Origin of the sequence: Tsukamurella soli, from assembly GCF_039541155.1 — a bacterium.
GTDB lineage: Bacteria > Actinomycetota > Actinomycetes > Mycobacteriales > Mycobacteriaceae > Tsukamurella > Tsukamurella soli.
In genome coordinates this window covers 1-10050 of record NZ_BAABFR010000138.1, presented here as the reverse complement: position 1 = coordinate 10050, position 10050 = coordinate 1, and the positions used below count along the sequence as shown (strand labels likewise).

The following is a 10050-nucleotide window of genomic DNA, read 5'->3' as shown; positions in this document are numbered from 1 at the left end:
GGTGTGGACCCGCAGCAGCGGCTTACCCACCGCGCCGAGGGCATCGGCGAGGAACAGCTCCGGCATATGACGCCCTCGAACGCGGGCCCGGGGTGCGCGCGCCCCGCGGCGAACAGGACGGCGTCGGCCTCGTCGCGCAGCACCGGGTAGTCGTCGCGGTAGTACGGCAGCCGCGCGATCCACGCGTGGGCGGCCCGGCCCAGCTGCGTGAGCGACATCCCCGTTGACGGGGCGTCCCGCAGTACCGCCCGGGCGAGCCGCGTCGTCTCGGCCGGGAACAGGGCGTCCGCTATGCGCGACTTCGTCGCGGGCACCTGGGTGGCGAACCACGCGCCGTCGCCGCCCGCACCGGTCCAGCGCTCGTACAGCCGGGTCAGCGGCTCCTCTCCCCGCGGGTCGACGAAGGCGTGCGTGAGCTCGGCCAGCGCGTCGTACCCCGTGGTCCCGGCGACCGGCAGCGCCGGGTCGAGCGGCTCGCCCGGTTCCAGGACCTTCTCGATCACGATCCACGCGTCGTCGCCGCACAGCCGCCGCAGCCTGCGCAGGTACCCGACGGGGTCGGTGAGCCCGTCGGGATGATCCACACGCAGGCCGTCGACCAGTCCGTCCGCGAACCACGACCCGATCTGGGCGTGCGTCGCGGCGAACACGTCGGGGTCCTCCTGGCGGAGCGCCGCGAGCGTGTCGACGGCGAAGAACCGCCGGTAGGTGCGTATCGGCCCGTCCCATCGCACGAGGCGATACGCCTGCGCGGCGATCGTCTGCTCGTCCGGCAGCGCCTCGGTGCCCGGTGCGAGCGGGAACCGGTGCTCGTAGTACGCGAGTTCGGGTTCGGCGCCGGAGCGGTCGACGGTGACCTCGCCGCCGTCGCCGAGCACGGGGATCGCGATCCGGCCGTCGCAGCCGTTGTCGTCGGCCCAGTCGATGTCGAAGAACCGCGCCCAGCGTGAGTCGCGGCCGTGGCGGAGCACGTCCCACCACCAGGCGTTCTCGCGCGGCCGCTCGATGCCCATGTGGTTGGGCACGATGTCCACCACCAGGCCCAGCCCGGCGGCGTGTGCGGTCTCTGCGAGCGAGACCAGGCCGTCCCGTCCGCCCAGCTCGGCCGACACCGTCGTCGGATCGGTCACGTCGTAGCCGTGCTGCGATCCGCGCACCGCCGTGAGCACGGGGGACAGGTAGAGGTGCGACACCCCCAGGTCCGCCAGCCGGGGCACCGCCGCGGCGGCGGCCGCGAAGCCGGACTCGGGCGTCAGCTGTAGCCGGTAGGTGGACGTCACGGGGCGCGCGGTCACGGTGCGGTGGCCTCCTTGCTGCGGTCGACGCGGCGGGCATGTCTCGCTACCACCAATACACGGTCACCTGCCGAGTGCCTCGATCGAACACGGGTGATGAACGTCGAGCCGCTGAACCGCGCGTCGCCGCCGTGGCGCGGGCCGTTCATGCGAGCACCGCTCAACGCATCGTGGACAGCTCGGCGCCGGGCGCGCGCCGCGGCCCAACGCGATACCCGGCTTCTGTCGCACGGCGCGACAGCGCGGGGCGTCGTCGGGATGGGACGCACGCTTGCGTCTTTGGTGTACAACTGCTCGGGTTCGGATAGAGTCGGTTCAACCCGGTTACATCGGGCATGTTCACTCTGTTGGAGGCCTGATGTCTGAGCGGTGGTTGTCCGCGGACGACGTCGCCACCCATCTCGGGGTCACCAAGGACACGGTGTATGCCTGGATCGCAGATTAAGGACATGCCCGCGCACAAGATCGGGCGCCTCTGGAAGTTTCAGATCTCCGAAGTCGATGAGTGGGTGCGTGGCGGCGGCGCTTCGTCGGCGGCGAACCCCGAGCGAGCTGACGGATGCAGATAATCGACAACCTCAACGAGCTTCTCGGCGACGATCTGAAAGCATCGATCACGCCGGGCTCGAAGCTGCGCATCGCGGCGAGCACGTTCTCCATCTTCGCGTTCGAGGCGCTCAACCGTGAGTTGCAGTCGATCAAGGAGCTGGACTTCATCTTCACCGCACCGTCCTTCACGACCCCGGTCGGCGACTGCAACCCCGACTGGGCGATTGCCTTCCGCGACGACACGACGAAGATCAAGCATGTCTACTTCGTCGCCGAAACCAAGGGGTCGATGTCCACGCTCCAACTCAAGGGCGTTGAGAACGCAAAGATCGAGTGCGCCCGCAAGTTCTTCGCCTCGCTCAACGACAGGGCTGCGAACAACGGCGTCAAGTACGACGTCGTCGACAGCTACGACTCGCTGCTCCAGCTCGTGGGGGCATGACAACGTGCTTCAGTACCTTCGGCTGCGCGGTGCCCCCGCCTTCGACCCAACTTCCGGCACTGACATTGGGCCGCTTAACCCGGCGAACTTCTTCTTCGGGCCCAACGGCTCAGGCAAGACGACGATCAGCCGCGCTTTGGCCGACGAAGCGAGATATGCGGGAACGACGCTGGAGTGGCATCCGCCGACCAGCGCACTCGGCGTCAAGGTCTACAACAGCGACTACGTGAATGCCACGCTCACGCCCGCGGGTCACTTCCCCGGCGTCTTCCTCCTGGGTGAGACAAACGCTCAAATCCAGGCCGAGATCGAATCACTCAGAGACTCGATCGCAACCGCCAAGGCGAAGCTCGTGGGGCTCCAGTCCTCGTTGGCGACGAAGAACGGTGAAATCGATCGCGTCCGCACCGCTCTGAAAGACGCGGCCTGGGCCAAGCGCAACGATGTTCCCGTGGATTTCCGTGAGATGTTCGCAGGGTACAACAACAGCAAGGATCGACTTCTCGACCGACTGCTTAAGGTCCCGGCGGCGAACACATCTGCGGCCGAAGACTTCACCACGCTCGCCTCCGAAGCCAGAGCCGTCTTCGCCGAGGATGCACACCCGCTCTCGGACCTTCCGCTTGGGCGCGAGATCCGGATCGAAGCCATGCCGGGTCATGCTCTCTTAGATGTGGTTGTCGTCGGCAGTGCAGATGTCGGCCTCGCGCCGCTGATCCAGCAACTCAGCAATGCCGACTGGGTTCGACAGGGTCGTGCCCACCTCCAACACGCAGACGGCGTATGCCCGTTCTGCCAGCAGTCCGTTCCGTCCAGCCTTGGCAACCAGTTAGAGGCGTACTTCGATCGGACGTACATCGAGCAGACGAAACAGCTGATGGCGTTCAACGAGTACTTCGAGTCATGGGCGCAGCATTGGGCGGCGTACCTTGACGATTTGCCAGCGAGGCCGGGAGCCGTCGAGCACCTCGACGGCGAACGCTTCGCAGCCGCGCGTACCGCGCTGGAGAAGGTGATCGCCGACGCCCAAGCGCAGATCAGTGCAAAGCTGGCAGCACCGTCTACCAAGATCTCGGTACCTGATCCCTCGCCACAGATTGACGGCGTCAACGTCGTTGTTCGGGACGCAAACAAGGCGATCGAGAACTTCAACTCTCTCCTTAACAATCGATCATCCGTAAAGAATTCCTTCTTAGATCGCTGTTGGCTCGTGTTCGCCCGCGTGACCCTCGTCGCGGAGTTGAGCCGCTACGAGGGCGCGATGTCCGGACATTTGAAGGGGAAGCAACGCATCGAGGAGCAGATCGCCTCGGCGGCGACAGATGTCGACACCAAAGAGTCTCGCCGACGCGAGCTTCTGGCGAAGGTCACGTCAAGCAGGCCGATCATCGACCGAATCAACCGCCTTCTGGATTCTGTCGGTTTCCACTCGTTCTCGCTGGCAGAGTCTACAGCGATTCAGGACGGGTATACCCTTGTTCGATCGAATGGTGAGAACGCCACCGATACCCTCAGTGAAGGTGAGAGGACGTTCATCACTTTCCTCTACTTCGCCCAGTCGCTGCAGGGCTCGCCGCAGAACGAAGGCGAGACGAGTGATCTCCTGGCGGTGATCGATGACCCGATCTCTAGCCTCGACAGCGATGTGTTATATGCCGTTTCCACCATTGTTCGAGGGATCGTCGAGGGCGTGGCCGCGGGATCGGGCCGGGTGCGACAGTTAGTGCTCATGACGCACAATTCGTATTTCTACAAGGAGGTGACATACCGCCCGCGCGGCGGGAAGCTAGGGTCGTGGAAATATGGACTCGTGCGGAAGTGGAGTGGGAAGCCTAGCGAGGTCGAATTTTGCGACGACAACCCGATTCAAACTGCCTACGGAGCATTGTGGGACGAAGTTAAAAGGTCAGCCGAGCGGCCTTCGGCAAGCGCGGTCGGTCTTCAGAACACCTTGCGGAGAATCCTTGAGGCGTACTTCAAGGTGCTCGGCGGTGTCGACGACCCGGCGATCGTTGCCAAGTTCGAGGGAGACGAACAGCTCATATGTCGTTCGCTCTTCAGCTGGGTCAATGCCGGGTCCCACTCAATCTTCGATGATCTTGACTACTCGCCAACACCCAGCACTGTGGATGCCAATCTCAGGGTGTTCCGCCGCATCTTCGAGATACACGACCAGTTCGGCCACTACCTCATGATGATGGGTGAGTCCGCCGATGTGAGCTCAGCAGAGACGCCTGAGTGATGAACGATCGTGCAATCGCTCTGACTGACCCGCCGGAGCGGTACGGCGAGTGGCTCGCGGACCTCAAGCGGCGCATCTACGTCGCCCAGCAGCGCGCTGCGCTGGCGGTCAACAGCGAGATGCTGCGTGTGTACTGGCAGATCGGCCACGAGATCTTGGAGCGAGAAGCAGAACTAGGATGGGGCGCGAAGGTCATCGACAGGCTCTCCCACGACCTACGCCAGTCGTTCCCCGATTTGGGCGGGTTCTCGCGCGCGAACCTGAAGTACATGCGGGCGTTCGCCAGTGCCTGGAGCGAGGACGCAATTGGCCAACAGGCTGTTGGCCAATTGCCGTGGGGGCACAATCTCGTGCTTCTGACCAAGCTCAAGGACCCCGAGCTGCGCCTAGCGTATGCCGAGGCGGCAGTTGAATTCGGATGGTCTCGCAACGTGCTGGTCATGCACATCGAGCGCAAGCGCATCGAGCGCCAGGGCAAGGCGACCACGAACTTCGAACACTCGCTCCCGAAGCCTGACTCCGACCTCGCCCGCGAGTCTCTGAAGGACCCCTACCGGCTCGACTTTCTCGGTCTCGGTGACGAGGCGCATGAGCGCGAGATCGAAGCGTCCCTCATCGGGCACATCACCGATTTCCTCCTTGAACTCGGTGCCGGTTTCGCGTTCGTCGGCCGCCAGGTTCATCTCGAGGTCGGTGGCGACGACTTCTATGTGGACCTGCTCTTCTACCACTTGCAGCTGCGTCGATATATCGTAATTGAGCTGAAGGCGGAGAAGTTCAAGCCCGAGCAACTCGGGCAGCTCGGCTTTTACATGACCGCCGTCGACGACATGCTCCGTCACGAGACGGACGGTCTCACCATCGGCCTACTGCTGTGCAAGACGAAGAACGAAGCCGTCGCAGAGTACGCGCTCCGGGACAACACCCAGCCGCTCGGCATCGCGCAGTATCAGCTTCTGGAAGCATTGCCCGATCCGCTGCAGACCGCGTTGCCCACCACCGAGCAGATCGAGCGTGAACTCGGGGCAGTCAACGGTTGATGGACGGGGCGGCCCACGCTTACCGTGTGGCCGCCTCGTCCGGCACGTGCATCAGTACCAGGAGCGACCGGGCGGGCACCGTCACCGTCGCACCCGCGGACAGTTCCCGACCCGACTCGCCGCGCGGGTCGGAGGTGTCCAGGACACCACGCCAGCGGCGCGCGTCGTACCTGGTGGGCAGGACGAAGTCGATGTCCTCGTAGTGCGCGTTGAAGCACAGCAGGAACGAGTCGTCCACCACTCGTTCACCGCGGGCGTCCGGCTCCTCGATGCCCTGGCCGTTGAGGAAGGCCGCGAGCGACTTACCGAAGCCGGAGTCCCAGTCGGCCTCGGTCATCTCGTCGCCGGACGGGGTGAGCCATGCGATGTCGCGGACCTGGTCGCCGCTGCGGATCGGACGCCCGCGGAAGAACCGGCGCCGCCGGAACACCGGGTGCAGCGCCCGCAGCGCGATCACTCGGCGGGTGAAGTCCACGAGGTCAGCGTTGGTCTCGGCCAGGCTCCAGTCCATCCACGACAGCTCGTCGTCCTGGCAGTACACGTTGTTGTTGCCGTGCTGGGTACGCCCCATCTCGTCGCCGTGCGCGATCATGGGAGTGCCTTGCGACAGCAGCAGGGTGGCCATGATGTTGCGGCGCTGGCGCCCACGCAGCTTGCGTACCTCCGGGTCGTCGGTCGGGCCCTCGACGCCGCAGTTCCACGACCGGTTGTGGCTCTCGCCGTCGCGGGACTCCTCGCCGTTGGCCTCGTTGTGCTTCTCGTTGTACGAGACCAGGTCGTTGAGCGTGAACCCGTCGTGCGCGGTCACGAAGTTGATCGACGCGCCGGGCCGCCGCCCGGTGTTCTCGTACAGGTCGGAACTGCCGGTGAGCCGGGATGCGAACTCGCCGAGCGTCGCGGTCTCGCCCCGCCAGTAATCGCGGACGGTGTCGCGGAACTTGCCGTTCCACTCGGTCCACAGCGGCGGGAAGTTACCCACCTGGTAGCCGCCCTCGCCCACGTCCCACGGCTCCGCGATCAGCTTCACCTGGCTCACGATGGGGTCCTGCTGCACCAGGTCGAAGAACGCCGACAGCCGGTCCACGTCGTGCAGCTCGCGGGCCAGTGTCGACGCGAGGTCGAAGCGGAAACCGTCCACGTGCATCTCGGTCACCCAGTACCGCAGCGAGTCCATGATCAGCTGCAGCGTGTGCGGATCGCGTGCGTTGAGGCTGTTCCCGGTGCCGGTGTAGTCCATGTAGTGCGCGCCGTCGCCCTCGACGAGGCGGTAGTAGGCGGCGTTGTCGATGCCGCGGAAGCAGATGGTGGGCCCCATGTGGTTGCCCTCGGCGGTGTGGTTGTACACCACGTCGAGGATCACCTCGAGGCCCGCGTCGTGGTAGGCCCGCACCATCGCCTTGAACTCCGTGACGGCCGCGCCGGCCGTGGTCACCGACGCGTACTCGTGGTGTGGGGCCAGGAACCCGAAGCTGTTGTAACCCCAGTAGTTGCGCAGGCCCCTGTCCAGCAGCGTCTGGTCCTGCATGAACTGGTGCACCGGCATCAGCTCGATGGCGGTCACCCCGAGGCTCTTGAGATGCGAGATGACCTCGGGATGAGCGAGCCCCGCGTAGGTGCCGCGGAGCGCCTCGGGGACGCGCGGGTGCAGCATCGTCATGCCCTTGACGTGCGCCTCGTAGATCACCGTCTCGTGGTACGGCCGGCGCGGTGCGCGGTCGTGCTGCCAGTCGAAGTAGGGGTTGATCACCACCGACGTCATGGTGTGGCCGAGCGAGTCCGGGTCGTGTGGCGGCGGCGCGGGTGCGTCCTCGGGAGGTTCGGACACGGCCGGCGCGTCCTCGGGCACCGCGACCGCGCTCTCGGGTGCCGACGATGCGGGGTCGCCTCCGGCGGCGGGGCCCGTCTGCGTGGACGGCTGTACGTCCGCGCTCGTCGTGTCGGTCGTATCCGCGCCCGGCGCCTGGTCGGGCGCCGCCTGCTCCGCCGGAACCCGCTCGCCCGGCGACCTCGCATCCGTCGACTGCCCGGCCGGCACCGGTTCGGCGGCGACAGCGTCGGCGGGGGCTGCGGGCACCGCGCCCTCGACCGGCTCGGGGTTGAGATACGAGAACAGCGACGGGTCACCGTCGAACCCGCCCTCGAAGGCCTTCCCGTACGGATCCACCAGCAGCTTCGTCGGGTCGCAGCGCAGCCCGGACGCGGGGTCGTACGGTCCGTGCACCCGGAACCCGTACCGCTGGCCGGGCGACACCGTGGGCAGGTACGCGTGCCACACATGCCCGTCGACCTCGGTCAGCTCGATGCGGGTCTCGGTCGTCGCGCCGTCGGCGTTCGTGTCGAGAAGGCACAGCTGCACGCGGTCGGCGATCTCGGAGAACAGGGCGAAGTTGGTGCCGGCACCGTCGTAGGCGGCGCCGAGCGGGTAGGGCGACCCCGGCCAGATGTCGTAGGACCGCGACACGGGCTCATGTACGGCGCCCGCCGGCGTCGGTACCGGCACAGCGGGCGGGGACGCCCGCTGGGCGGTCACGGGCTCGGTGGTCGCAGGCTCGGGGTTCGGCAGGGTCACAGTGGCACCCTAGTGGCGATCGAGTCGCTGCGCGGCCACGAGCGAGGGTCCCGGCAGGCCGGCGCGCCGTGCGCCGTGGCACGGCTACCCTGGCCCGTTGTGATCCGCGCGATGACTTCGGACCGGGTGTCGGCGCTCGACGCCGCGACGCTCTGGCACCCGTACGCACCGGCCCTCGCCGACGTCGAGGGCGCGATTCCGCCCCTGGTCGTCGACTCCGCCGAGGGAGTGCGGCTGCGGCTCGCGGACGGCCGCGAGGTGATCGACGGCATGAGTTCGTGGTGGGCCGCGATCCACGGTTATCGACACCCGGAGTTGGATGCCGCCGTGCGGGACCAGTTGGGGCGGATGTCACACGTGATGTTCGGCGGCCTCACGCACGCCCCCGCCGCACGCCTGGGCGAGTTGCTCGTCGACATCACGCCCGCCGGGCTCGACCGCGTGTTCCTCTGCGACTCCGGGTCGGTGGCGGTGGAGATCGCCGTCAAGACGGCGCTGCAGTATTGGCGCGCCCGCGGCGTGGCCGGCCGCAATCGGCTGCTCACCTGGCGTGGCGGCTACCACGGCGACACCTTCACGCCTATGAGCGTGTGCGACCCCGAGGGTGGGATGCACTCGCTGTGGACGGACGTCCTCGCCCGGCAGGTGTTCGCGCCCGCGCCACCGTCGCACTACGACCCGGCGTACGCCGCCGAGCTGGACCGCCTCGTCTCGGCACACCGTCACGAGCTGGCGGCGGTGATCGTCGAGCCGGTCGTGCAGGGCGCCGGGGGGATGCGGTTCCACCCCGCGCAGTACGTCGCCGATCTGCGGCGGATCTGCGACGAGCACGACGTGCTGCTGATCTGCGACGAGATCGCGACCGGCTTCGGCCGCTCCGGGACCCTGTTCGCCTGCGACGCCGCGGGCGTCACCCCGGACATCATGTGCGTCGGGAAGGCACTCACGGGCGGCTACCTCACCCTCGCCGCATCGTTGTGCACGGGTGAGGTCGCGCGCGTCGTCTCCCGGTCGGACGTCGGGGCGCTCATGCACGGGCCGACGTTCATGGGCAACCCGCTCGCGTGCGCCGTCGCCGTCGCCTCGACCGAGCTGCTCCTGTCGCGGGACTGGGCCGCCGAGGTCGCGGGGATCGGCACCGGGCTCGAGCAGGCGCTGCGACCGCTGGCCGGGGTCGACGGGGTCGCCGACGTCCGCGTGCGGGGCGCGATCGGCGTCGTGCAGCTGGACACGCCCCTCACGCCGGCGGCGCTGAGCGCAGCCACCGACGCCGCGGTGGCGTCGGGGGTGTGGCTGCGACCGTTCCGCGACCTCGTGTACGCGATGCCGCCGTACGTGTGCACCCCCGAGGACGTCGCGGCGATCGGCGCCGGGATTGACGCCGCGGTCCGCGCGGCGGTTACAGTGAGCGGGTGAACGGTGTTCAAGACCTGCGCGAGCTGAGCGCCGATGTCCGCACCGACGCCCTCGGCTGGCTGGACGGGTATGCGGCCGACCGTCGCGCCGCCGGCCTGCGCCGCTCGCTCGTCCCACGTGCCGCCGCCGACACCGCGCTCGACCTCGCCTCCAACGACTACCTCGGCCTGTCGCGGGACCCGCGCGTGATCGAGGCCGCGGTCGACGCGGTGCGCACCTGGGGCGCCGGTGCCACCGGATCGCGCCTGGTCACCGGTACCACCGAGCTGCACGAGGCGTTCGAGAACCGGATCGCGCGGTTCGTCGGACAGCCGGCCGCGCTGTGCTTCAGCTCCGGCTACCTCGCCAACATCGGGGCGGTCACCGCCCTCGCGGGCCGCGGGGACCTGGTGGTGTCCGACGGTGGCTCGCACGCCTCCCTGGTCGACGCCTGCCGGCTGTCGCGGGCCCGCGTCGTCGTCACCCCGCGCGGCGACCACGCCGCCGTCGCCGCCGCG

General features: G+C 67.5%; 7 protein-coding genes. 5 read left to right on the top strand and 2 right to left on the bottom strand.

Annotated features, from left to right (window positions below):
* Positions 1-1295 (bottom strand): alpha-amylase family glycosyl hydrolase (locus ABD908_RS24860; RefSeq protein ID WP_345001129.1); only part of this gene is annotated, 1295 nt, incomplete at its 3' end.
* A gap of 559 nt (positions 1296-1854) precedes the next feature.
* Between ABD908_RS24860 and ABD908_RS24850 the strand changes: the two genes are divergently transcribed.
* From ABD908_RS24850 to ABD908_RS24840, 3 genes are read left to right on the top strand one after another with little or no spacing between them, the layout of a single operon-like run.
* Entirely contained in the window at positions 1855-2286 is a 432-nt protein-coding gene (locus ABD908_RS24850) for a restriction endonuclease (RefSeq protein WP_345001128.1), read from the top strand.
* A gap of 4 nt (positions 2287-2290) precedes the next feature.
* Positions 2291-4528, top strand: a complete 2238-nt coding sequence (locus ABD908_RS24845) for an AAA family ATPase (protein WP_345001126.1) — start codon at positions 2291-2293, stop codon at positions 4526-4528.
* Positions 4528-5568 (top strand): PDDEXK nuclease domain-containing protein, encoded by a 1041-nt coding sequence (locus ABD908_RS24840; protein ID WP_345001124.1) that lies wholly within the window; start codon positions 4528-4530, stop codon positions 5566-5568. Before ABD908_RS24845 ends, ABD908_RS24840 begins: the two co-directional genes overlap by 1 nt.
* Before the next feature lie 19 nt (positions 5569-5587).
* Here the strand turns inward: ABD908_RS24840 and glgX are convergent, their stop codons facing one another.
* A complete protein-coding gene (gene glgX, locus ABD908_RS24835) occupies positions 5588-8068 on the bottom strand; it encodes a glycogen debranching protein GlgX (RefSeq protein WP_345001133.1) in 2481 nt (826 codons plus the stop codon).
* A gap of 180 nt (positions 8069-8248) precedes the next feature.
* On the opposite strand from glgX, the gene ABD908_RS24830 reads away from it, so the two are divergent.
* Positions 8249-9553: an adenosylmethionine--8-amino-7-oxononanoate transaminase gene (locus ABD908_RS24830; protein WP_345001122.1), complete on the top strand. Its 1305-nt coding sequence runs from the start codon at positions 8249-8251 to the stop codon at positions 9551-9553.
* A gap of 23 nt (positions 9554-9576) precedes the next feature.
* Positions 9577-10050: aminotransferase class I/II-fold pyridoxal phosphate-dependent enzyme (locus ABD908_RS24825; protein WP_345001131.1), on the top strand; the 474-nt coding region annotated here is incomplete at its 3' end.

Bases quoted from the DNA above. Each gene is read 5' to 3' on its own strand.
- ABD908_RS24840 (WP_345001124.1), top strand. From the start codon at position 4,528: ATGAACGATCGTGCAATCGCTCTGACTGACCCGCCGGAGCGGTACGGC.
- ABD908_RS24830 (WP_345001122.1), top strand. From the start codon at position 8,249: ATGACTTCGGACCGGGTGTCGGCGCTCGACGCCGCGACGCTCTGGCAC.
- ABD908_RS24850 (WP_345001128.1), top strand. From the start codon at position 1,855: ATGCAGATAATCGACAACCTCAACGAGCTTCTCGGCGACGATCTGAAA.